Source organism: Streptomyces sp. NPDC047049 (assembly GCF_040643995.1).
Taxonomy (GTDB): domain Bacteria; phylum Actinomycetota; class Actinomycetes; order Streptomycetales; family Streptomycetaceae; genus Streptomyces; species Streptomyces mooreae.
The window spans coordinates 254,292-276,663 of sequence record NZ_JBEYVM010000008.1; the positions used below are offsets into that span (position 1 = coordinate 254,292).

Sequence of the window (22,372 nt, forward strand, 5' to 3'; positions counted from 1 at the left end):
CGCTCACCTGCCGGAGGTCGTCGGGGAGAGGACGGCCGGGGCGGCCGGGGCGGCCGGGGCCCGGTGGCCGGCCGCGCTCGTCGCCGACGGCTCGGCGGACGTGCTCAGCGGCGCCCCGTCCGAGGTGGCCGGGCCCGTCCTGCCGCGGACGGTGCCGTCCGGGAGCAGGAAGGCGGGGCTGCCACCCGGCACCATGCCCAGCCGGCGGGCCCGCCGCTCCAGCGCGCCCGGGGCGGAGTACGCGTCCACGTCCTGCTGCAGCGCCTGCTGCTCGTCCGTCAGCTCGTCGGTCTTCTTCTCCAGCTTGCTCAGCTCGAACGACCCCTGATTGAGGGCGGAGTTGAGCAGCAGCAGGGTGATCAGGCCGGAGCCGAGCAGGACGACGATGAGGACCACGAAGGGCGTGCGGGCCGCGGTGCCGGCGGACCCGGCGCCGGAGGGGAAGAGCGCGGCCAGGCGTTGCCTGCCGCGCGGCCGCCCCTGGCCTTTCATGCGGTGTCCTCGACGTCCTCGCGGATACGCTCCGCGCCGCGCAGCCGGGCGGGGGCGGCCCGGCGGTTCTCGGCGACCTCCTCCTCCGTGGGGAGTTCGGCGCCGCGGGTCAGCAGCCTGAGCCGGGGCTGGTAGCGCTCGGGGACGACCGGCAGCCCGGCGGGCGCCGTATTGGCCGCTCCGGCCGCGAAGACCTGCTTGACCAGCCGGTCCTCCAGCGAGTGGTAGGAGAGCACGGCGATCCGGCCGCCCACGGCGAGCGCCTTCACGGCGGCCGGGACGGCGCGCTCGACACTGGCCAGCTCACCGTTGACCTCGATGCGCAGCGCCTGGAAGGTGCGCTTGGCGGGGTTGCCGCCGGTGCGCTTGGCGGCCTGCGGCAGCGCGTCCCGGATCAGCTCGACCAGCCGCGCGCTGTTGGTGAACGGCTCCTTGGCGCGCTCCCGGACGACGGCCTCGACGATCCGCTTGGCCTGCTTCTCCTCCCCGTAGGAGCGCAGGATCCGGACCAGCTCACCGGGCGCATAGGTGTTGAGGACATCCGCTGCGCTGATGCCGGTCGTCTGGTCCATCCGCATGTCCAGCGGGGCGTCCTGCGCGTACGCGAAGCCGCGGTCGGCCTCGTCGAGCTGCATGGAGGACACCCCGAGGTCGAACAGGACGCCCTGGACGCGGGGGGTGCCGAGACGGTCGAGGACCTCGGGGAGCTCGTCGTAGACGGCGTGCACCAGGGTGGCGCGCTCTCCGTAGGGGGCGAGCCGTTCGCCCGCGAGCTTCAGGGCCGAGGGGTCACGGTCGAGGGCGATCAGCCGGGCCGCCGGGAAGGTGGCGAGCAGCGCCTCGCTGTGCCCTCCGAGGCCGAGCGTGCAGTCGACGACGACCGCGCCGGGCTCGGCGAGAGCGGGGGCGAGCATGTCCAGGCACCGCTGGAGCATGACGGGGACGTGGCGAGTGCTGTTGGTCATGCGACGGCCCCGCTGCGCTCGGCCCGCCTGCGGGCGCCGTGTGCGCACCGCTTCCTGAATCGCTCGCTACGCTCGCTCATGTGCCTTCCGATGGGCTGGGCGGCAGGTGGGGCCCCGGCCGCTGGCTGGGGGATGCCGCACGTACCGCTTGGTCCCCGCCCGCTCTGAAGGGGAAGTGGCCCTCCGGCGACGGGGAAGTGACGTCGGAAGACCATGGGAGCGGGAGGAGGCCGAGCCGTACGTACGACGCGCGCACGCGAGGAATCCGGTATCCAAGGAGAGCGTCACGCCTCCCACTTCGCGCCACTTTAGTCCACCGGTCGCCCCGGTCAATCAACCGGTTCCGCGCGTCCTGCGACGGCTTTCGCACCGCCTTCGCCGCGGGCTCCTCACCCGGACGGCGGCGCCCCGGACGACCCTGTGGATTACCTCACATGGAGTGACGTTGCCCCCTATGCCCGGCCTCCCATGCGGCCGGGGCGGCAGGCGGCGATTACCGTGAATCCATGCCCATACCTGCATCGCAGCCGCTGTCCTCGTCCGCCGGCAGTGCCGGCAACCGTGCCGGTGACACCGTCACGGACGGTCTCGTCGAGGCGAACCGGCGCTACGCCGAAGCCTTCACCGACCCCGGGATGGACGCCCGGCCCGTCCAAAAGGTCGCCGTCGTGGCCTGTATGGACGCCCGACTCGACCTGCACAAGGCGCTCGGCCTCGAACTCGGCGACTGCCACACCATCCGCAACGCCGGCGGCGTGGTCACCGACGACATCATCCGGTCCCTGACCATCAGCCAGCGCGCCCTGGGCACCCGCTCAGTCGTCCTCATCCACCACACCGGCTGCGGTCTGCTCAGCCTGACCGAGGACTTCCGCCACGACCTGGCGGCCGAGGTCGGACAGCGCCCCACCTGGGCGGTCGAGGCCTTCAAGGACCTCGACGAGGACGTACGGCAGTCCATGGAGCGGGTGCGCACCTCCCCCTTCCTCCTGCACACCGACGATGTCCGCGGCTTTGTCTTCGACGTGACCACCGGACTGCTGCGGGAGATCGATCCGCAGCGCTGACACACCCCGGCCCCGGCCTCCCTGACGTGCGAACGGGAACGAAAAGTCGCATTCGTCACGAAGGCCGGGGCTTATCCTTGTGAGTTATCCACAGGTCATGACGCGAAGCCGCGCGGGCGGCAAGAATGCGGGGGTGACGTCGCCCCGGCGGTGGCCGGGTGCGACGCCACATTCGGGGTGGGCCGGTCCGCAAGGGGGCACCGGCCCGTAGTGCGGGGCCGAGGAGGGCCGAGTGACGGCGTATGACGAACGAGCGAGCCTTGGGGGTCCCCCCGCGTACGGGGGTCCCCACGCCCGAGCGGAGCCGAGGGGGGAAGGGCCGGGCTCAGGGGGAGATCTGATCACCACCGCCGAGCGTGTGCACCGGTCGGTGGAGGGCGTGATCGAGGGCAAGCCGGAGGTCGTACGGCTCGCGCTGACCGTGCTGCTGGCCGAGGGGCACCTGCTGATCGAGGATGTGCCCGGCGTCGGCAAGACCATGCTCGCCAAGGCACTCGCCCGCTCCATCGACTGCTCGGTGCGTCGCATCCAGTTCACGCCCGACCTGCTGCCCTCCGACATCACGGGCGTCAGCATCTTCGACCAGCAGCAGCGGGAATTCGAGTTCAAGCCCGGCGCGATCTTCTCCCAGATCGTGATCGGCGACGAGATCAACCGCGCCTCGCCCAAGACCCAGTCGGCGCTCCTGGAGTCCATGGAGGAGCGCCAGGTCACGATGGACGGGCAGACCTACGAGCTGCCCAACCCGTTCATGGTGGTCGCCACCCAGAACCCGGTCGAGATGGAGGGCACCTACCCCCTCCCCGAGGCCCAGCGGGACCGCTTCATGGCGCGGGTGTCCATCGGCTACCCGAGCCCGTCGGCCGAACTGCAGATGCTGGATGTGCACGGCGGTGCCTCACCGCTCGACGACCTCCGGCCGGTGGCGCACGCCCACGAGATCGTGAAACTGATCGAGGCGGTACGCACGGTTCATGTCGCCGAAACGGTGCGCAGATACACCGTGGACCTGGTGGCCTCCACCCGCAGCCACCCCGAGCTGCGGCTCGGCGCCTCACCGCGGGCGACCCTGCATCTGCTGCGCGCCGCCAAGGCCTCGGCCGCGCTCCTGGGGCGGGAGTACGTCCTCCCGGACGACGTCCAGTCGCTGGCGGTGGCGGTGCTCGCGCACCGGCTGCTGCCCACCGCCCAGGCTCAGTTGAACCGCCGGACGGCCGAACAGATCGTGCTGGAGATCCTGCGGCGCGTCCCGGTCCCCGACCCGTCCGCGCAGGCCTGGCGAACACCCGGTCAGCAGCCGCCCGGCGTACGGGGGTTGTGATGTCCGAGGGGGGCGGCGAGGGGGCGGCGGAGCACCGCGGACTGCGGGCGGCCCTCGAAGGGCTGACGACACGGGGCAGATCGTTCCTGGCGGCCGGGCTGGCGGCGGTGGCGTGCTCCTACCTCCTGGGGCAGCCGGATCTGCTGCGGGTCGGTCTGCTGCTCGCGGCCCTCCCGCTGGTGTGCGTCCTGGTGCTGCACCGCACCCGCTACCGGGTCGCGGGCAGCCGTACGCTCTCCCCCGCCCGGGTGCCCGCGGCCGCCGAGTCCCGGGTCCGGCTGCGGATGGAGAACGTCTCCCGGCTGCCGACGGGCGTGCTGATGCTCCAGGACCGGGTGCCGTACGTCCTCGGCCCCCGGCCGCGCTTCGTCCTGGACCGCGTCGAGCCCGGCGGCCGCCGCGAGGTCTCCTACCGTGTCCGCGCCGACCTGCGCGGACGCTATCCGCTGGGGCCGCTGCAACTACGGCTCTCCGATCCCTTCGGGATGTGCGAGCTGACCCGTTCGTTCAGCACCGTCGACACCCTGACGGTGGTGCCGCGGGTCGAACCGCTGCCGCCGGTGCGGCTGGGCGGTGAGGCCGCCGGATACGGCGACGGACGCCGGCGGTCCCTGGCGCTGGCCGGTGAGGACGACCTCATTCCGCGCGGCTACCGGCACGGCGACGATCTGCGCCGGGTCCACTGGCGGTCCACCGCGCGCCACGGCGAGCTGATGGTCCGCAGGGAGGAGCAGCCGCAGAAGGCGCGCTGCACGGTCCTGCTCGACACCCGCGCCGTCGCCCACCCGGGAGCGGGCCCCGACTCGGCCTTCGAGTGGGCGGTGACGGGCGCCGCTTCGGCAGCGGTGCACCTGCTGGAGCGCGGCTTCTCGGTGCGGCTGCTGACCGACACCGGCACCTCGGTGCCCGGTCCCGACGGCGCCGTCGGCTTCGCGGGCGGCGCCGAATGCGCCGACGCCGTGGGCCTGCTGCTGGACACCCTCGCGGTCGTGGACCACTCCGAGGCGGAGGGGCTGTCGGCGGCGTACGACGCCGTGCGCGGCGGCGACGAAGGCGTGCTGATCGCCTTCTTCGGCGATCTGGACGAGGAGCAGGCGGCGGTCGCCGGACGGATACGGCAGCGTTGCGGCGCGGCCGTCGCCTTCGTCGTGGACGGCGACGCCTGGGCGCGGGGCCCCGGGGGGATCAGATTCTCCGCCGGCCAGGTCCCGGTGGCCGAACGGGTGCAGCTGCTGCGCCGCGCGGGCTGGACGGCACTGCCGGTGACTCCCGGCGACGCGCTCGCCGACCTCTGGCGGGCGGCCGCGGACGGCGCCGGGGCGGAGCCCGGGCGGCCGGCGGACGCGAGCGCGCCGGAGACGGTGGGCGGGGGCCGGTCGTGAACGGGGGCGTGGAGATCGTACGGGTGACGGACGAGCAGTTGCCCGGGGGCGGGCGGCCGGGTGCGCCCCGCGGCCGGGCCGGCGGACCGTACGTGCGGTGCCCGGATCCCGAGGGAAATGAGGTACGGGCATGAGCGGCCGGGCGCGGCTGGCGGTGTGCGCGGCGGTGGCCACCCTGTGTGCCGCCGGCGCGCTGCTGCCGCTGGTGGATCCGATCACCTGGATGGTCGAGGCGGCGATCCTGCTGGCCCTCATGACCGGCGTGGGCGCGGCGGCCCGCCGGGCGCCCCTCGCCGGACCGCTGATCATCGGCGTCCAGGCCCTGGCCGCCGTGCTGCTGATGACCCTGCTGTTCGTCAGGAACGAGGCGGTCCTCGGACTGCTGCCGGGACCGGACGCCCTCGCGGAATTCGGCCGGCTGCTGCAGGACGGCGTACATGACGTCGGCCGGTACGCCATCCCCGCCCCCCTCACCCCCGGCATCCGGCTGCTGCTGGTCCTGGGCGTGCTGGTGATCGGCCTGGCGGTGGACGCGCTGGCGGTCACCTACCGCAGCGCCGCGCCCGCCGGGCTGCCGCTGCTCGCGCTGTATTCGGTGGCGGCGGGACTGTCCCAGGGCGGCGCCGGCTGGCTGCTGTTCCTGATCGCGGCGGCCGGCTATCTGCTCCTTCTGCTGGCCGAGGGCCGCGACCGGCTCTCCCAGTGGGGCCGGGTGTTCGGCGGGCCGGGCGCCGGAGCGGACGGGCCGCGCGGCGGCCGGGGGTTCGCGGCCGCCGCCGGCGCGCCGGCGTCCGCCCCGGTCCGTACGGGCCGCAGGATCGGCGCGATGGCGCTCGGGCTCGCCGTGGTGGTACCCGCCGTGCTGCCCTCCCTCGGCAGCGGCTTGCTGGGCACCTCCGGCAACGGCACGGGACCCGGCGGCGGTGGCACCATCTCCGCGGTGAACCCGCTGGTGTCGCTGCAGGACAGCCTCAACCAGCCCGAGGACAAGGAAGTCCTCAACTACCGCACGACCGCCTCCGACACCCGCGATCTGTATCTGCGGATCGTCGCGCTCGACCAGTTCGACGGCACGACCTGGAAGCCCTCGGAGCGCACGGTCACGGACGTCCCCGAGCAGCTTCCGCGGCCGCCCGGCCTCAGCTCCGCGGTCGGCCTCAACCGGATCAACACCTCCATCTCGACCGCGGGGTGGTACGCCCAGAACTGGCTGCCGCTCCCCTATCCGGCGTCCAAGGTGGACATCTCCGGGCGCTGGCGCTTCGAGCCCCAGGGCCGCACGCTCGTCGGGGACCGCGGGCAGAACACCCACGGCCTGCAGTACCAGGTCGAGAGCCTGCAGGTGCGGCCCACCTCCGGACAGCTGGCCGCCGCGCCGGCGCCGCCCGCCGACCTGCTGCGCGAGTACACCAAGGTCCCTCACTCGCTGCCCTCCGTCGTACGCGACACCGCACGCCGGGTCACCCGCGGCGCACCGACCACGTACGCCAAGGCCGTCAAGCTGCAGGACTGGTTCGCGCTCAACGGCGGCTTCAGCTACAACACCGACGTCCGGGCGGGCAGCGGTTCCCAGGCCATCGCGCGGTTCCTGCGGCAGAAGGAGGGATTCTGCGTCCACTTCTCCTTCTCGATGGCGGCGATGGCCCGGACCCTGGGCATCCCGGCCCGGGTCGCGGTCGGTTTCACCCCGGGCACCAAGCAGCCCGACGGCACGACCTCGGTCGGCCTCAAGGACGCGCATGCGTGGCCCGAGCTGTACTTCCAGGGCGTCGGCTGGACCCGCTTCGAACCGACCCCGAGCCGCGGCAGCATCCCCGACTACGCGTACCCCGCCACGCCGGGAACGGCCGACCCCGGCAGCCCGGACCCGGGGCCCTCCCGGTCCGCGGCCCCCTCGGAGGACCCCTCAGCGGACCCGTCCTGCGGCCCCGGCGAACAGCGTTCCGGCGCGGGCGCCGGTTCGGGGTGTCTGACGCCGCCCACTCAGAACGGGGGCATCCGCCCCCCGGAGGACGGTTCGTTCCCCTGGGCGGCCGCCGGTATCGCGCTGGCGGTCCTGCTCGCCCTGCTGCTGCCCGCGGCCCCGCTGCTGTGGCGGCTGCGGACGCGGGCCCGACGGCTGGCCGCCGCCGGCCAGGACGGGGACTTGGCGGCGGGCACCCTCGCCGCCTGGCAGGAGCTGCAGGACACCGCCTGGGACTTCGGCATCCTGCCGGACGAGTCGCTGACTCCGCGTAAGGCAGCCGCGCGGATCATCCGGCTCGGAGAACTGCAACCGGAGCCCGCCGCGGCCGCCCGGCGCGTTGCGGCGGCGGTGGAGCAGGTCCTGTACGCACCGCAACCGCAGCCGGTGTCCGGACTCGCCGCGGAGGTGCAACAGGTACGGGCCGGGTTGCGGGACGCCGCGCCCCGTGGGCTGCGGCTGCGCGCCCAGCTCGCCCCGCGTTCGGTGGCCCGCCTCCGTTGGGCCTGGTCAGCGCGGTGGACGGCCTGGCTGGTCCGGTGCCGCAGCAGCCGCCCTGTGACCTCGGTACGGCGCGCGGCGGCCGCCCTCCGGCCGGGCCGGCAGCGGGCATAGCCACACGGCCCGGGGCGGGTGCCTCCGAAGCGCCGGAAGGCCGGGCTCAGCCCGGAAGCAAAGAGCCTGGCCTTCGGCGAGTGGAGAAGTCCCGGCGGGAAAGAACGGCGCACGGAGCGGTGCACAGAGCAAGGAGAAACAGCCGGAAGAAATGCCGGAAAAGCAGCAGGAGAAATGGATTCGGAAAAGAAATACCGGCGTAACTGCTGAAGCCCCATTGGGCTCGCCGGAACGAGCTCAATGGGGCTTCGGACCCACTTCGGACAGTTCCGCGGGCTCGCTTCCTCGCTCGCCCCGGCGGCTCAAAGGCCTGCTGTTCCTCAGCGGCCCTGCCATTGCTCAGTGGTTCTGCTATTCGTCAGTGGCCCTGCTGTTCGTCCCTGCGCCGCTGCCAGCGGTCCTCGATGCGGTTCATCATCGAGCGCCGCTGCCGGGCCTGTCGGCGCGCCGGCGCACCACCTCCGGAACCCGCGCCGGACTGCTGCTCACCCGGCTTGGGGGCCTTGCGCCAGCCCGTGACCGCCAGCACCGCGCAGCCGAGCATGACGAGGAATCCCACCACGCTGATCCAGATCTGCTGCGCGACCATGCCGGCCATGAGCAGGGCGATACCCACCAGGAAGCCCGCGACCGCTTGGTAGACCCGTCGCCGGGTGTACGTACGCAGCCCGCTTCCCTCAAGCGCTGTCGCGAACTTGGGATCTTCGGCGTACAGCGCTCGCTCCATTTGCTCGAGCATGCGCTGCTCGTGCTCCGAGAGCGGCACGGAGTCCTCCTACTCGTCGGTCGCGGGGGGCGACCGGGGTGCGACCCTTTCAGGATAGGCAGGGAATCGTCCCCGTGAAACCCGCCCCTCGACGCCAATTCACTGTCCGGGCCGCCGCGGCGACCGGTGGTGATGCTGCCTGCATTCCCCACCCGCCTGTCCGCCATGCCGGAACGTCGTACCCCGATCATACGGGGCGAAGGGGCTGATCGGGTGGTCTGTGGCCGACTGCACCCGGTAGCCGGTGTGCCGGGTGGGTCAGTCGCGCTCGGCGAGGACGTGCAACTGCGTCGCCACGGAGTGGAAGGCGGGCTGTTCGGCCGCGGCCGCCTCGAGCTTCAGCAGGGCGTCCATGGCGCCCGGCTCGGTGTCGACCAGCACCCCGGGGACGAGGTCGGCGAAGACCCGCACGCCGTGCACCGCACCGACCTGCAGACCGGTGCCGGACACCAGCTCGGTGAGCTGGTCGGCGGTGAACCGGCGCGGCATCGGGTCGCCCTCGCCCCAGCGTCCGGACGGGTCGGTGAGGGCCTGGTGGGCCGCGGTGAAGTGGCCCGCGAGGGCGCGTGCGAGGACCGCGCCGCCCAGACCGGCCGCGAGCAGGCTGAGGGTGCCGGCCGGGCGCAGCGCGTCGACGGCGTTGCGGATGCCCTCGGCCGGGTCGTCGACGTACTCCAGCACGCCGTGGCAGAGCACGACGTCATGGCCGCCGCGCTCGACGACGTCGAACAGACCGTGAGCGTCGCCCTGCACGGCGCGTACCCGGTCGGCGACGCCCGCCTCCGCGGCGCGGCGCTCCAGGGCGAAGAGGGCGTTGGGGCTGGGGTCGACGACCGTGACCTGGTGGCCGAGGCGGGCGACCGGCACGGCGAAGTTGCCGGTGCCGCCGCCGGTGTCGAGGACATCCAGGGCGTCGCGCCCGGCGGCCTTGACCCGGCGCTCCAGGGCGTCCTTGAGGACGTCCCAGACCACGGCGGTACGAAGGGAGGCGCGGGGGCGCAGCGGGTCAGACACGGCGGGTGGCTCCTCGGCGGGGGCATGAACGTCTAGGCGTTCACCACCCTATTCCGTCCCGCGCCGTCCAGCGTCCGCCGCCCGCGGAGCCGACCGGGCGCCGGGGGCGGGGGCCGGGCGCCGGGGGCCGGGCGCCGGGGGGCCGGGCGCCGGGGGACGTGGGGGCGGGCGCCGCTTCTGCGTTTTCCCTTCTCCCCCCCCCCCCGGGGCCCCGCCCCCTCCCCACCCCACTCCCCCATCGCCGGCCCCCCGCCGCCCCGCCGCCCCGGCGTACCGGCGTACCGGCGTGCCGCCCCGGCCTGTCACCCCCGGCCCACGCCGTGATCGCGGCGCCCCTACCCCGCTCGCTGTGGTGGCAGCGACGGCTGGAGGAGCAGCATCCGTTCCACCAGGCGCAGGAACATGGCGGCGTCGCGCAGCAGATCATCGGCGTCCCGGCGGCAGGCCGCGCCGGCTATACCGGCCTCGGCCTTCGCCCGGCGGGGGGCGCCGGCGGCGAAGAGGGCGCTCCACTCGGAGAGTTCGGGCGCGACCTCGGGAAGAACCTCCCAGGCGCTGCGGATACGCTGCCTGCGGCGCAGGGTGCTCTCCGGCCGGCCGCGGACGGCGAGGACAGCGGCGGCGGTGCGCAGCGCGGCCAGATGGGCCGTGGCGAACTGTTCGTTGGGGGTTTCCAGGGTCTGCGCTTCGTCGAGGCCCTGCTGGGCCTGGGCGAGCAGGGTGAGGGCGGCGGGTGGCGCGGCCGCCCGCCGCAGGACGGGGTGGACATCGCTCGGGGGACCGTACGCAGCGGAGCTGCCCCCGCTGGGACGAGCTGCCATGACGAACCTCCTGTCGTCGCATGCCGGTTCGGGACCGAAGTCGATTCGGACCGTATGAAGCCATCGTGACGTACGCCACTGACAATCGACGCTGACCTGCACTTTCGTTGGAAAGGGGACATGCGCCGGGGCGCGTTTCCCGGCCTGACCCCCGGGCCGGATTTCCGGGGCGGATTCGCAACACCCCCTTGCGGAACGGGGGGTGGGATACCGCATACTTTTTGAACTGACCAGTCAGTTCAAGGAGGGGATCGTGGACAGCACCCCGCACGGGGCGGCGGTCACGGCCACGGGATTCGGGGTCAAGGGCCCCCGTGGATGGGCGTTCCGGGACATCGACATCACCGCCGGACCCGGCTCGCTGATCGTCGTACAGGGCCCTTCGGGCTCGGGCCGTACGTGTCTGCTGCTCGCACTCACCGGCCGGATGAAGTCCGCCGCCGGCACCGCCGAGGTCGGCGGACTGCCGCTGCCGAAGAAGAGGGCCGCCGTCCGGTCCGTCACCGCGCTCGCCCATGTGCCGGGGGTCGCCGAGCTCGATCCCGCCCTCACGGTGGGCGAGCATCTGCGGGAACGCGCCCTGCTGCAGGGCCGGTTCGGCGGTTCGGTGCGGGCGCTGCTGCGGCCGCGGCGCGAGCGCCGGACCGAAGCCCGCGCCTTGGTGGACACCGCCCTCGCGGCGGCGGGGCTCGACCCGGAGGCGCTGCCCAAGGGGATCCGTACGTCCGTCCGCGACCTGGAGCGGCTGGAGGCGCTGCGGCTGTCCGTGGCGCTCGCGCTGATCGGCGGCCCGCGGCTGCTGGCCGTCGACGACACCGATCTGAAGCTGTCCGACGGTGAGCGCGCCGCGGCCTGGGCGTTGCTGCGCGGCCTGGCGGCGGCCGGTACCACCGTGCTGGCGGTGTGCAGCGAGCCGCCGGAGAACGGCGAGGGCGTGGTGCTGGTCCACACGGGCGCCCGCCCGGAGCGGCACACCCCGAAGGGCGCGTCCGGCGCATCCCCCGCCACCACGGAGGCCACGGCCCCCACGGAGGCCACGGACCTCGCGGACACCGCGCACGCGCCGGCCATCACGGACGCCACAGACGCCCCGGACACCACGGACGAGCAGGACAGCAACGAGGCCGCCAACGCCGACAAGGCCGCCACGGCCACCAAGGCCGCCGAAGACAGCACGGCCGGCAAGCACGACGGGCCCGACGACGAGGAGGGGGCGGCCGATGCGCTCGCCGAAGCTGGCCGCGCTTGAGCTGAAGCGGTTCGGGAGGGGGAAGCTGCCACGCGCCGCGCTGGCCGCCCTTCTGCTGCTGCCGCTCCTGTACGGCGCGCTGTACCTGTGGTCCTTCTGGGACCCGTACGGGCGGCTGGACAAGATTCCGGTGGCGCTGGTCAACGAGGACAAGGGTGCGGCCGTCGACGGGAAGCACCTCTCGGCCGGCGACAGCATCGTCGACGGGCTGGCCGGCAGCCACACCTTCGACTGGCGCCCCGTGGACGCCAAGGAGGCCGCCCGGGGCGTCGAGGACGGCTCGTACTACCTCTCGCTGACCATCCCGGCGGACTTCAGCCGGCGGATCGCCTCCAGTTCCGGGGACCACCCCGAGACCGGCGCCCTCAAGGTACGGACGAACGACGCGAACAACTACATCGTCGGGCAGATCTCCCGGACGGTGTTCTCCGAGGTGCGTTCCGCGGCCTCCACGAAGTCGGCGCGGACCTTCCTCGACAAGATCTTCGTCTCGTTCTCGACGCTGCACGGCAAGACCGAGCAGGCCGCGGACGGCGCCGACCGGCTCCACGACGGCATCGGGCAGGCCCGGCACGGCGCGGGCGAACTGGCCGACGGCCTGGGCACCGCGAAGGACGGCAGCGGCAAGCTGGTCACCGGCCTGGGCGACCTCGACGCGGGCGCCGGGCGGCTCTCCCGGGGCAGCTCCGACCTCGCCCGGGGAGCCGGGAGTGCCGCCCACGGCTCGCGCCAACTGGCCGACGGTTCCGGGCAGGTGGCACAGGGGACCCAGCAGCTGGCCGACAAGGTCAACGGAGTCGTCGGCAAGGTGGGGCCCTTCGTCCGGGCGCACGGCAAGGAGATCGGCGAGGCGGCGCAGCTCGTCGCCGACGGTTCGCAGGCCGTGCGTGACCACCTCGGCAAGCTCCCCGCCGCGGCCGCCGGCGGGGCGAAGCTCTCCCGGGGGGTTTCCGACCATCTGGCCGCCTACTACCGGCTGCGCTGCGAGGGCGCGGTGCGGCTCGACACGTCCTGCACGGAGCTGAAGCAGCTCACGGAGGAGGCGGCCACCGCGGCGAACCGGGCCGAGGAGGTCAGCGAGTACGTCCACGACCAGAAGAACCTCGACCAACTGGGCCGGGACCTGGACACGCTGCACTCCCTGGCGGGCGAGCTGGCCCGGCACGGGCCGACCCTGGGCGCCGACATGGACGCCGCCGTCAAGAAGATCAACGACCTCAACGACGGGGCGCACAAGGTGTCCGCGGGAGCGCGCAAGCTGGCCGCAGGCAACGCCCGGCTGGCCGCCGGCGCGGACAAGCTCGACGACGGGGCGCACCAGCTGCACGACGGTACCGGCCGTGCCGCGGCCGGTATGGGCGACCTCGACTCCGGTGTGGGCAGGCTCAAGGACGGCGCCCACACTCTGAACGGCGGCATGTTCAAGCTCTCCGACGGCTCGCAGAAGCTGGCCGGGGGGCTGCACGACGGGGCGAAGCAGATCCCCGACTACGGCAGGAAGGACCGCGACGCACGCACCCAGGTCATGTCCGACCCCGTACAGCTGGCCTCGGACGCCGCCCACAAGGCGCCGAACTACGGCACCGGGTTCGCCCCGTATTTCATCCCGCTGTCCCTGTGGGTCGGCGCGATGGTGGCGTACATGCTGATCCAGCCGCTGAACCGGCGGGCGCTGGCGATGGGCGCGCCCTCCTGGCGGGTGGCGGTGTCCGGATGGCTGCCGGTGTTCGGTGTGGGGGTGCTGCAGACCGCCGCCCTGATGGCCGTATTGCACTTCGCGATCGGCCTGGAGATGGTGCGGGCGGCCGGCACGATCGGCTTCCTCGTGCTGGTCACGGCCTGTTTCTCGGCGATCGTGCAGTGGCTGAACGCACAGTTCGGCCCGGCCGGCCGGATCCTGGTGCTGGCGCTGCTGATGCTCCAGCTGACCTCCGCGGGCGGCACCTATCCCGTACAGACCAGTCCGGGCTTCTTCGCCGCCATCCACCCGTATCTGCCGATGAGTTACGTCGTGGAGGGGCTGCGCCGGCTGATCACCGGCGGGGAGCTCGCGCCGGTGTGGCAGGGCAGTGTGGTGCTGGTGGCCTTCACCGCGGGGGCGCTCGTGCTGACGTCCCTGACGGCGCGCGGCCGGCAGGTGGTGCGGATGAAGGACCTGCACCCGGAGCTGAGCCTGTGAGCGCCGGACGGGCGGCCGCGGCCGCCCGTCCGGCGGTTGCCCCGGCGCCACCCGCCTGGGGGTCGCCTCACCGAGCCGCGCACCGATCCGCGGGGACCGGCACAATCGCCCCCATGGACAGCTCCAATACACGCCGCGACGCCACCCGGCGCAAGCTCTTCGATGCCGCGGTCACGCTCATCGCCGAACAGGGCTTCTCGTCCACCACGGTGGACGAGATCGCCGAGCGGGCGGGTGTCGCGAAGGGCACGGTCTACTACAACTTCGCGAGCAAGAACGTGCTCTTCGAAGAGCTGCTGGTGCACGGCATCGACATGCTGACGACCTCCCTGCAGGCGGCCGCCGAGGAGGTCACCGGCCGGGGCGGCAGCCGGATCGACGCGCTGGACGCGATGATCCGGGCCGGGCTGGACTTCATCTCCCGCTACCCGGCGCTCACCCAGCTCTACGTGGCCGAGCTGTGGCGCACCAACCGGTCCTGGCAGTCGACGCTGATGGGGGTGCGCGAGCGGGCGATCACCGTGGTGGAGGACGTGCTGCGCGAGGCGGTGGCGGGCGGGGAGCTGAGCGAGGAGATCGACATCCCGCTGACCGCGTCGGCGCTGTTCGGGATGGTGCTGGTGGCTGCCCTGGACTGGCAGTCCTACCAGCCGGACCGGTCGATCGACGAGGTGCACGCGGCGCTGTCGCGCCTGCTCCAGGGGCGGGTCAGCGGCCGTCCCTCGTAGCCCGGGCGGGTCTCCCGGGGGGAGGCAGCGGGTGCGCGCCGTAGTGGTCGGGTACGGCGCGCACCGCCTTTCCCCCGGGGCCCGCACAAAAGAGTGCGCTGCCCTGGCGCGGATCGTTCCCCCATCGATCCGACCAGGACAGCGCTTCCCCCGCACTCCCCCGTGCTTCCCCCGTTCCCCCGTGTTCCCCCGTCACGTCCGGGAGCCGCGCCGCTCCGCCGCCCCGTGTCGGCGGTGCGGCGCCGCTTCCCTTCCGTGGTCCCCACTCTTCCTTCCGGACGGGTACCGGCCCATCCGCGTACCTACTCATCTCGGCGACTGAGTACGGATACTCAACCCTGAGCACCGGCCCCCAGCCGGAGCCTGCGTTCCTGAGCCCCGGACGCCGGCCGGGGCCTACGCTTTCTTGCGTGTCCGTACTTCCCTTGGTGTTCACCAGTGGCTGGGCGAGCGGGATCAACGCCTACGCCGTCGTCCTGCTCTTCGGCCTGCTCGGCGCGACCGGCGTCACCGACGAGGTGCCCGCGGCGCTGCAGCGCCCCGATGTGCTGATCGTGGCCGGGGTGCTCTTCCTGTGCGAGGCCGTCGCCGACAAGATCCCGTACGTCGACTCGGTCTGGGACACGGTGCACACGGTGATCCGGCCGGTGGCCGGAGCCGTCGTGGCGGCGCTGCTGGCCGGTCACAACGGCTCGCTGCCCGAGCTGGCGGCGGGCGCGGTGGGCGGTTCCACGGCGCTGCTGAGCCATCTGGTCAAGGCCGGCACCCGGATCGCGGTCAACACCTCACCGGAGCCGGCCAGCAACATCGTGCTGAGCCTCGCCGAGGATCTGGGCGTCGCCGGGATCATCGCGTTCGCGGTGTTCCATCCGGTGGCCGCGGCGGTCATCGCGGCGGCGCTGCTGGCCGCGGGCATCGCCCTGGTGGTGTTCCTGTGGTCGCGGATCCGCCGCTACCTGCGGCGCCGCCGGCAGCGGCGCGAGGAGAAACGACTGGCCGCGGCGGGCGAGGCGCTGCCCCCGGCGTTCTGACGGCCTGCCGCCCCGGCGGCGGCACGGCCGCTGCCGGGCCGTGGCACCGGCCGTGCGGGCGTTGTCAGTGGGTCCGGATAAAGTCGCAGGCATGGCACGGATTGCGGTGATCGGCGCCGGGATGGGCGCGATGGCAGCCGCTGCCCGGCTGGCCGTCGCGGGCCACCGGGTGGCGGTGTTCGAGCGCGGCGCGACCCATGGCGGCGCGCTGCAACGGCGGGAGCGGGAGGGCTTCGCCTTCGATACGGGCCCCGGCCTGCTGCACCTGCCGGCCGTCTACCGCGATCTGTTCCTCAAGACCGGCCGCGAGCCGCTGGAGAGCTGTGTCGAGCTGTCCCAGGTCGACCCCGCGAGCCAGCATGTCTTCGCCGACAAAACGGCCGTCTCGCTGCCGAACGCCTCCCGGGCCGGGGTGCTGGCGGCTCTCGACGAGGCGCTGGGCGCGGGCCGCGGTGAACGCTGGAGCGACCTGATGGGCCGCGCCCGCGAGGCCTGGGACGCCACCCGCCGCCCGCTCCTGGAAGAGCCGCTGTGGCAGGACTGGCAGGTGCTGGGGCGCGATCCGTATCCGGCGGTGCGCAGGCGCGGGCTGTTCGGCCGGGGCAAGGGCCCCACCACCGCCACGCTCGCCGAGGTGGCCCGCCGCGAGCTGGCCGACCCCCGGCTGACCGCGCTGCTGGAGAGCCATGCGCTGGCGTACGGCTTCGATCCGCGCAGCGCCCCGGCGAGCGCCGTGGTGCTGCCGTACATGGAGCAGACCTTCGGCAGCTGGTATCCGCGCGGCGGTATGCGGGCGCTGGCCGAGGCGCTGTACGAGCGGTGCCTGGCGCGCAAGGTGGAGTTCGGCTTCGGCACGGCGGTGACCGCGATCGTGGAGAAGGACGGCCGGGCGGCGGGCGTGGAACTGGCCGACGGCCGGGTGGCGGAGGCCGAGTTCGTGGTCGCGGGCATCGATCCGGCACGGCTGGTGGAGCTGTGCGGCGGGAGGGAGCCGTGGGGTGCCGACGAGGTGCGCCCCGCCCTGGACCCGGAGGACCGGGCCACCGGACGGCTCACGGTCTGTCTGGCCCTGCGCGGCGCGCGTCCCGCGGACGCCGTGCACCGCACGGTGGTCCATGCCCCGGACCGCGAGGCCGAGTTGGCGGGCGTGTTCGGCGGCGGCTCCGGGCCGCGGACCCCGTGCGCCCGGACGACGGTGACGGTGCTGCGCCCGGACGATCCGGCGACCCGGCCGGACGACGCCCATGAGGCGGTGACCCTGACCGCGACGGTGGCCGCGCCCGGCCCGGTCGCCTGGTCGGGCGGGGAGGCCGCGGATGCCTGCGCGGAGCGGATGACCGAGAGCGCCGAGGCCGCCGTTCCCGGGCTGCGGGAACGGGTGCTGTGGCGGGAGGTGCTGCCGCCGGAGCCGGACGCACTGGTGCCGGGCCCGGCGCTGGCCGGCCGGGAAGGCCGCTTTCTGCGGCCCGGCAACCGCACCCGGATACCGGGGCTCTACACGGTCGGCGGCTGGTCGCACCCGGGCGGCGGACCGGCGCATGCCGGCATGTCCGGCGCGATCGTCGCGGGCCTGATCGTGAACGGCGACGACTGGCACGGCTCCACCTGAGGGGCGGGACGGGGCTGCCCCGGCCGGGGGCCCGGCGGGCCGGGGCCGCCGCGGCGCGCGGCACCGCCGACCGTGCGTCCCTGCGTCCGTCCGTGCGTCCCTGCGGCCGCTCAGTAGCGGTACTGCTGCCCGTCGTACCCCGGCTGCTGGTAGGGCGGGTAGGGCTGCTGCTCGGGCGGGAGTTCGGTGTCGCGCTGCTGGGGGACCCAGACGCCACCGGGCGGGGTCTCGCCGTAGCCCTGGCCGAGCGGCTGTCCCTGGGCGTCGTATTGCTGCGCCGCGTAGGGAGACGAGGCGTAGGGGTCCGCCTGCTGGTAGGGGTCGTAGGACCCGGCGCACTGCTGACCGCCGAGGTACGGGTCGGTGTAGGCCGCCTGCTGGCCCTGGCCGTCGCCGTAGGCCGCATAGGGGTCGGCGTAGGGGGCCTGGCCGGCTCCGGTCTGGTCGTAACCGCCGCCGTACGCATAGCCGTTGCCATTGCTGCTGCCGTTGCCGGCGGCGTCGTAGGCGTCGTATCCGCCGTAACCCTGGTAACCGGGCTGCTGGCCACGGGCGTCGGGGCTGTAGACGCCGTACTGGCCGGTCTCCTCGGGCATCGGCTGGGGGGCGTAGACGGCGGTGGCGTCGGCCGGCGCGAAGTCGTCCGGGGCGGCGAACGCCTGGGTGGCGTAGGCGTCTTGGTCCTGCCGCTGCCCCTGGTACGGGTCCTGGCCGCGGTAGTCGTCGCCGGGGGTGTAGCCGTAGAAGCCCTGCCCGACCACGGTCTCCTGCGCGGCGAAGGCCTCCTGCCCCGCGACGAAGGTGTCCTGCGCGGCGAAGCCGTCCTGTCCCGCGGCGGTACCGGGCCCGCCGTAGGAGCCCTGCCCGGCGAAGGTGTCCTGTGCGGCGTAGGGGTCCACCCGCTGGAAGCCGCCGGTGCTCTCGAAGGTGTCCGGGCCCCCGTCGCCGGACCGTGCGGGGGCCTCGGCGGGCGCCACCGCCTCCAGGCCGGAGACCTCCAGGGTCGGTTCGGCGGGGGGCGGTCCGGACGGGCGGGCCCGGCGGCGCCGGCCGCTGTCACCGGACGCCCCGGCCTCGGGCTTGCTGCGCAGGGCCCAGCCGGTGGTGAAGCCGCGACGGAAGGAGAGCGTCACATTCGTCTGCCCGATGGCGAAGGCGACAAGTCCCAGCCCGATCACGAGTATTGACGGGATGATGACACCGACGACCACACCGATGAAGCCGGCGAAGGCCAGCAGCCGCCAGCGCAGCCGCGCCTTGTTCTGGAGCAGGACCTCACCCAACAGCCACAGCGCCACCAGGCCGAACGCGATGTAGAGGACCGTCCAGCCCATATACGCCCCTCTTCCGCCGCTCGCGGCCACCGTGATCAGGACTGCTGGTGCAGCCCCAGATTCTCGTAGATTTCCAGGGTCGCCGTGGAGTGGTTCAGGGTAATGAAGTGCAACCCGGGAACATCCTCGGCCATCAAGCGTGCGCACAGGTCCGTTGCGTACTCGATACCAATGGAGCGTACCGCCGCCGGGTCGTCCTTGACGGCGAGGATCCGCTCGGCCAGCTCGGGCGGGAAGGCCGCGTTGCTGAGCTGAGCGAACCGCTCGATCTGGCGCACGTTCGTGACCGGCATGATCTCCGGAATGATCGGCGTCGAGCAACCCGCCGCCGCAACGCGGTCCCGCAGCCGGAAGTAGTCCTCGGGGTAGAAGAACATCTGGGTGATGGCGAAGTCCGCACCGGCCCGGCACTTGGCGACGAAGTGTGCCACGTCCGTGTCCCAGTCCGTCGAGCGCGGATGCATCTCGGGGAAGGCCGCGACGCCGACGCAGAAGTCGCCGGACTCCTTGATCAGCCGGACCAGGTCGGCGGCGTAGCCGATGCCGTCGGGGTGCTTGACCCACTCGCCCATCGGGTCACCGGGCGGGTCGCCGCGCAGCGCGAGCATGTTGCGGATCCCGGCGTCGGCGTACTGGCCGATGATGTTGCGCAGATCGGCCGTGGAGTGGTTGACCGCGGTGAGGTGGGCGACCGGGGTCAGGGTGGTGTCGGTGGCGATGCGCTCGGTGGCGCGCACCGTGCCGTCACGGGAGGTGCCGCCGGCGCCGTACGTCACGGAGACGAACGTCGGCGAGACGGCCTCGATGCGGCGAATGGCGTTCCACAGGGTCCGCTCGCCCTTCTCCGTCTTGGGGGCGGCGAACTCGAAAGAATACGACTGCTTGCCGGAAGCAAGCAGGTCGCGCACCGTGCGTGCGCGATCAGTCCTGGTGGAAGCTGTACCTAGGGCCATACCGGCAGGTTAACCACCGGCCGGGCCCACACCAACCGCGTCGGGCGTAATGCCTGGTTGGCCGGGTTGATGTCCACTGGGTGGACATTTTCCGGTCGCCCGGAGGTCAGGAAACCGCCCGGCTCCCGACACCGCGCACGGTGATGCCCCTCGCCCGGTCACCCGGCACTCGCTCACCCGGCCTCGCGGACCGGACGCGACGGCGCGGAGGCATCCGGGGCGTCCAGGGCATCCGGGGCGTCCCAGGTCCGGATGCGCCGGGCCAGTGCGGCGGCCGCCGCTCCCGGATCGTCCGCCTCCGTGAGGGCGCGGACCACCACGACCCGGCGGGCGCCCGCCTGCAGCACCTCGTCCAGGTTCCGGGCGTCGATCCCGCCGATCGCGAACCAAGGGCGCTCGGGGGCGCGGGCCGCGGCGTAACGGACCAGGTCGAGGCCCGGGGCGTGACGGCCGGGCTTGGTGGGGGTGGGCCAGCACGGGCCCGTGCAGAAGTAGTCCACACCGGGTTCGGTGAGCGCGGCGTCCACCTCGGCCTCGGCGTGCGTGGAGCGGCCTATGAGGACGTCCGGGCCCAGCAGGGCGCGGGCGGCCGGGACCGGCAGATCGCCCTGCCCGAGATGCAGGACCTCGCTGCCCGCCGCATGGGCGACATCCGCGCGGTCATTGACCGCGAGCAGCTTGCCGTGCCGCCGGCAGGCGTCCGCGAAGACCTCCAGATGCCGCAGTTCCTCGCCGGCCTCCATGCCCTTGTCCCGCAGCTGGACGATGTCCACACCCGAGGAGAGCACCGCGTCCAGGAACTGCGGGAGATCACCCTGGCGCCTGCGGGCGTCCGTGCAGAGGTAGAGCCGGGCATCGGACAGAGCCGGGCGTGCGGTGGTCATCGGGCGACTTCCCCCCAGGTCGGGGGCGTACGGTCCGGGCCTTCCGGTCCGTACGCCCCGCGGATGCGGTTACGGGTGCGGGCGCGGCTGCCGGCGCAGTGCGGGCCGCGTCATGGCGTCAGACGGCGAGCGCCTGGGCCCGGCGCTTCACCTCCGTACCGCGATTCTCGCGCAGCGCCTGGGCGGGCGTGCCGGGCAGGGTCTCATCCGGGGTGAACAGCCACTCCAGCATCTCCTCGTCGGTGAAACCGTCGTCCTTGAGGAGGGTGAGGGTGCCGACGAGGCCCTTGACCACCTTGTCGTCCTTGATGAAATCGGCGGGCACGTGCAGCGCCCGGTTCTCGCCGCGGCGCACCGCGATCAGCTGGCCCTCCTTGACCAGCTGCCGGACCCGCGTCACCTCGACGCCGAGCTGTTCGGCGATGTCGGGGAGGGTGAGCCAGGCGGGGACGAGTCCATCGATGTTTGCGTCAATCTCGGTCACAGGACAAGCCTGCCACCTCCCACTGACAGCCGGTAGCCGGGCATCGCCATCGGAGGCCCGCTGCACACCGGAGGGTGACGGCCGGCGCCCGGCCGGCCACCACCGGTCACCGCGCTCCGGCATCCGGCTACAGCGCCGCGGCCTTCAGCGGCACCGACGCATTCGCGGCCCGCTCCCGGTCCAGGGCGACGCCCCGCTCGATCAGCTTGCGCCCCTGTGCGAGGTCCCGGGGCCGCCCCACGGCCAGCAGCGCGACGAGCCGTCCCTCCCGCAGCCAGATCACCGACCAGGCGGCCCCCGCCGGGTCACCGCGCCAGACCAGCTCGTCGGCGGCCCCGTGGTGCCCCACGTACTGCACGAACCGGCCGAACTGCTCCGACCAGAAGTACGGGACGGGGTCGTAGACCACCCCTTCCGCCTCGCCGCGGGCGATGTTCTCGGCGACCGTGCGCGGGCCCTGGAGGGCGTTGTCCCAGTGGTGGATCAGCAGGCGGGCGCCGTAGCGGGCCGACGGGAAGGAGGCGCAGTCGCCGACCGCGTAGACATCGGGCACGGAGGTGCGCAGCTGCTCGTCGGCCAGTACGGAGCCGTCCCGCGGCGAGAGCTCGACGCCCGAGCCGGCCAGCCAGCCGGTCGCGGGGCGGGCGCCGATCCCGATGACCACCGCGTCCGCGGGCAGCACCGTGCCGTCGTCGAGGGTGACCGCGCCCGCCGTGACGGAGGCGACCCGGGCGCCGGTGCGCAGCTCGGCGCCCGCGTCCGCGTACCAGCCGGTCATATGGGCGGCGACCTCGGCGGGCAGCGCGCCGGCCAGCGGGCGGTCGGCGGCCTCGACGACGGTGACCGCGCAGCCCGCCTCGCGCGCCGCGGTGGCGAACTCGGCGCCGATCCAGCCGGCCCCGACGACCACGATCTCGTGCTGGGCGGCGAGCACCGGACGCAGCCGTTCGGCGTCGTCCAGGGTGCGCAGCAGATGGACGCCGGGCAGTCCCTCGCTGCCGGGCAGCACGATCGGCTCGGCGCCGGTCGCCAGGACCGCGTAGTCGTAGGGGACCGGGCCCTCGGCCGTCTCGATCACACGGGCGTCCGGCACCAGGCCGGTGACCGGGCGGCTGAGGTGGAGGGTGATGCCGAGCGCTGCGAAGTCGACGTCGAAGGCGGAGCCCTCGGCCTTGCCCAGCAGTACCGCCTTGGACAGCGGCGGACGGTCGTAGGGCCGGTGGGGCTCGTCGCCGAGGAGCGTGATCGCGCCGGGCCAGCCGTGTTCGCGCAGGGCGACCGCGGTCTGCACACCCGCGATTCCGGCGCCGGCGATCACGACGTGCGGCGTGCGGTCAGGGGCCTGGGAGGACTTGCTCTGCTCGCTCACCCGATCACTCTAGGACGGGGTGTGAGGCGGCTCGCAGCAGCGCGCAAGGAGATCTCTGACACAGCGTCACCGTCCGGGCGGCCCGGGGCGCGGGCCCCGGGAGGCCGGGGGCGCTCTCTTACGGTGCCTCGCGGCCCCGTATTAGG

Annotated in this window: 19 protein-coding genes; 9 read left to right on the forward strand and 10 right to left on the reverse strand. The window is 73.4% G+C overall.

The window, feature by feature from the left end; all coding sequences use genetic code 11:
* Positions 1-3: 3 nt before the first annotated feature.
* A complete protein-coding gene (locus ABZ851_RS20625; RefSeq protein ID WP_361129426.1) occupies positions 4-492 on the reverse strand; it encodes a septum formation initiator family protein in 489 nt (162 codons plus the stop codon).
* Entirely contained in the window at positions 489-1,457 is a 969-nt protein-coding gene (rsmH, locus tag ABZ851_RS20630) for a 16S rRNA (cytosine(1402)-N(4))-methyltransferase RsmH (RefSeq protein WP_336052487.1), read from the reverse strand. The genes ABZ851_RS20625 and rsmH overlap by 4 nt, the downstream gene beginning before the upstream one ends.
* Before the next feature lie 506 nt (positions 1,458-1,963).
* Between rsmH and ABZ851_RS20635 the strand changes: the two genes are divergently transcribed.
* From ABZ851_RS20635 to ABZ851_RS20650, 4 genes are all read left to right on the forward strand, one after another.
* Positions 1,964-2,524, forward strand: a complete 561-nt coding sequence (locus tag ABZ851_RS20635; RefSeq protein ID WP_361129429.1) for a carbonic anhydrase — start codon at positions 1,964-1,966, stop codon at positions 2,522-2,524.
* 358 nt (positions 2,525-2,882) lie between these two features.
* Positions 2,883-3,845 (forward strand): MoxR family ATPase, encoded by a 963-nt coding sequence (locus ABZ851_RS20640; protein WP_361129432.1) that lies wholly within the window; start codon positions 2,883-2,885, stop codon positions 3,843-3,845.
* Positions 3,845-5,227, forward strand: a complete 1,383-nt coding sequence (locus tag ABZ851_RS20645; RefSeq protein WP_361129435.1) for a DUF58 domain-containing protein — start codon at positions 3,845-3,847, stop codon at positions 5,225-5,227. The genes ABZ851_RS20640 and ABZ851_RS20645 overlap by 1 nt, the downstream gene beginning before the upstream one ends.
* Positions 5,228-5,357: 130 nt before the next feature.
* The gene (locus ABZ851_RS20650; RefSeq protein WP_361129438.1) at positions 5,358-7,805 is read left to right on the forward strand and encodes a transglutaminaseTgpA domain-containing protein; all 2,448 of its coding nucleotides are present in this window, start codon (positions 5,358-5,360) and stop codon (positions 7,803-7,805) included.
* Between the two features lie 358 nt (positions 7,806-8,163).
* Here the strand turns inward: ABZ851_RS20650 and ABZ851_RS20655 are convergent, their stop codons facing one another.
* The 3 genes from ABZ851_RS20655 to ABZ851_RS20665 form a co-directional block, all read right to left on the reverse strand.
* Entirely contained in the window at positions 8,164-8,571 is a 408-nt protein-coding gene (locus tag ABZ851_RS20655) for a DUF3040 domain-containing protein (RefSeq protein ID WP_311623295.1), read from the reverse strand.
* A 258-nt stretch (positions 8,572-8,829) separates the two neighbouring features.
* Positions 8,830-9,585 carry a methyltransferase gene (locus ABZ851_RS20660; protein ID WP_361129442.1) on the reverse strand — a complete coding sequence of 252 codons (756 nt, stop codon included), beginning with the start codon at positions 9,583-9,585 and terminating at the stop codon, positions 8,830-8,832.
* Between the two features lie 335 nt (positions 9,586-9,920).
* Complete coding sequence (locus ABZ851_RS20665) at positions 9,921-10,406, reverse strand: SAV_6107 family HEPN domain-containing protein (RefSeq protein WP_361129445.1); 486 nt, start codon at positions 10,404-10,406, stop codon at positions 9,921-9,923.
* Between the two features lie 253 nt (positions 10,407-10,659).
* Here ABZ851_RS20665 and ABZ851_RS20670 point away from each other — a divergent pair, with 253 nt between their 5' ends.
* The 5 genes from ABZ851_RS20670 (at position 10,660) to ABZ851_RS20690 (ending at position 17,202) form a co-directional block, all read left to right on the forward strand.
* Positions 10,660-11,655: an ATP-binding cassette domain-containing protein gene (locus tag ABZ851_RS20670; RefSeq protein ID WP_361129448.1), complete on the forward strand. Its 996-nt coding sequence runs from the start codon at positions 10,660-10,662 to the stop codon at positions 11,653-11,655.
* Positions 11,627-13,834, forward strand: a complete 2,208-nt coding sequence (locus ABZ851_RS20675) for a YhgE/Pip domain-containing protein (protein WP_361129451.1) — start codon at positions 11,627-11,629, stop codon at positions 13,832-13,834. Before ABZ851_RS20670 ends, ABZ851_RS20675 begins: the two co-directional genes overlap by 29 nt.
* 113 nt (positions 13,835-13,947) lie before the next feature.
* On the forward strand, positions 13,948-14,562 hold the full coding sequence (locus ABZ851_RS20680) for a TetR/AcrR family transcriptional regulator (protein ID WP_336052473.1): 615 nt from the start codon (positions 13,948-13,950) through the stop codon (positions 14,560-14,562).
* Between the two features lie 410 nt (positions 14,563-14,972).
* A complete protein-coding gene (locus ABZ851_RS20685; RefSeq protein WP_361129454.1) occupies positions 14,973-15,593 on the forward strand; it encodes a DUF4126 domain-containing protein in 621 nt (206 codons plus the stop codon).
* A gap of 91 nt (positions 15,594-15,684) precedes the next feature.
* Positions 15,685-17,202 (forward strand): NAD(P)/FAD-dependent oxidoreductase, encoded by a 1,518-nt coding sequence (locus ABZ851_RS20690; RefSeq protein WP_361129457.1) that lies wholly within the window; start codon positions 15,685-15,687, stop codon positions 17,200-17,202.
* A gap of 110 nt (positions 17,203-17,312) precedes the next feature.
* Here ABZ851_RS20690 and ABZ851_RS20695 read toward each other — a convergent pair whose 3' ends face one another.
* The 5 genes from ABZ851_RS20695 to ABZ851_RS20715 all read right to left on the reverse strand — a co-directional run bounded on the left by ABZ851_RS20695 (position 17,313) and on the right by ABZ851_RS20715 (position 22,226).
* On the reverse strand, positions 17,313-18,536 hold the full coding sequence (locus tag ABZ851_RS20695) for a hypothetical protein (protein ID WP_361129460.1): 1,224 nt from the start codon (positions 18,534-18,536) through the stop codon (positions 17,313-17,315).
* A 35-nt stretch (positions 18,537-18,571) separates the two neighbouring features.
* Entirely contained in the window at positions 18,572-19,489 is a 918-nt protein-coding gene (metF, locus tag ABZ851_RS20700; protein WP_311626807.1) for a methylenetetrahydrofolate reductase [NAD(P)H], read from the reverse strand.
* A gap of 173 nt (positions 19,490-19,662) precedes the next feature.
* Entirely contained in the window at positions 19,663-20,373 is a 711-nt protein-coding gene (thiE, locus tag ABZ851_RS20705) for a thiamine phosphate synthase (protein ID WP_361129463.1), read from the reverse strand.
* Between the two features lie 118 nt (positions 20,374-20,491).
* The gene (locus ABZ851_RS20710) at positions 20,492-20,857 is read right to left on the reverse strand and encodes an Rv2175c family DNA-binding protein (protein WP_042162000.1); all 366 of its coding nucleotides are present in this window, start codon (positions 20,855-20,857) and stop codon (positions 20,492-20,494) included.
* Positions 20,858-20,984: 127 nt separating this feature from the next.
* Positions 20,985-22,226 (reverse strand): FAD-dependent oxidoreductase, encoded by a 1,242-nt coding sequence (locus ABZ851_RS20715; protein WP_361129466.1) that lies wholly within the window; start codon positions 22,224-22,226, stop codon positions 20,985-20,987.
* Positions 22,227-22,372: the final 146 nt, after the last annotated feature.

Excerpts from the sequence above, each read along its gene's own strand:
- ABZ851_RS20695 (WP_361129460.1), bottom strand. The coding sequence starts at position 18,536 with ATGGGCTGGACGGTCCTCTACATCGCGTTCGGCCTGGTGGCGCTGTGG.
- ABZ851_RS20645 (WP_361129435.1), top strand. The coding sequence starts at position 3,845 with ATGTCCGAGGGGGGCGGCGAGGGGGCGGCGGAGCACCGCGGACTGCGG.
- metF (WP_311626807.1), bottom strand. The coding sequence starts at position 19,489 with ATGGCCCTAGGTACAGCTTCCACCAGGACTGATCGCGCACGCACGGTG.
- ABZ851_RS20635 (WP_361129429.1), top strand. The coding sequence starts at position 1,964 with ATGCCCATACCTGCATCGCAGCCGCTGTCCTCGTCCGCCGGCAGTGCC.
- ABZ851_RS20690 (WP_361129457.1), top strand. The coding sequence starts at position 15,685 with ATGGCACGGATTGCGGTGATCGGCGCCGGGATGGGCGCGATGGCAGCC.
- ABZ851_RS20625 (WP_361129426.1), bottom strand. The coding sequence starts at position 492 with ATGAAAGGCCAGGGGCGGCCGCGCGGCAGGCAACGCCTGGCCGCGCTC.
- ABZ851_RS20675 (WP_361129451.1), top strand. The coding sequence starts at position 11,627 with ATGCGCTCGCCGAAGCTGGCCGCGCTTGAGCTGAAGCGGTTCGGGAGG.
- ABZ851_RS20665 (WP_361129445.1), bottom strand. The coding sequence starts at position 10,406 with ATGGCAGCTCGTCCCAGCGGGGGCAGCTCCGCTGCGTACGGTCCCCCG.
- ABZ851_RS20650 (WP_361129438.1), top strand. The coding sequence starts at position 5,358 with ATGAGCGGCCGGGCGCGGCTGGCGGTGTGCGCGGCGGTGGCCACCCTG.
- ABZ851_RS20680 (WP_336052473.1), top strand. The coding sequence starts at position 13,948 with ATGGACAGCTCCAATACACGCCGCGACGCCACCCGGCGCAAGCTCTTC.
- rsmH (WP_336052487.1), bottom strand. The coding sequence starts at position 1,457 with ATGACCAACAGCACTCGCCACGTCCCCGTCATGCTCCAGCGGTGCCTG.
- thiE (WP_361129463.1), bottom strand. The coding sequence starts at position 20,373 with ATGACCACCGCACGCCCGGCTCTGTCCGATGCCCGGCTCTACCTCTGC.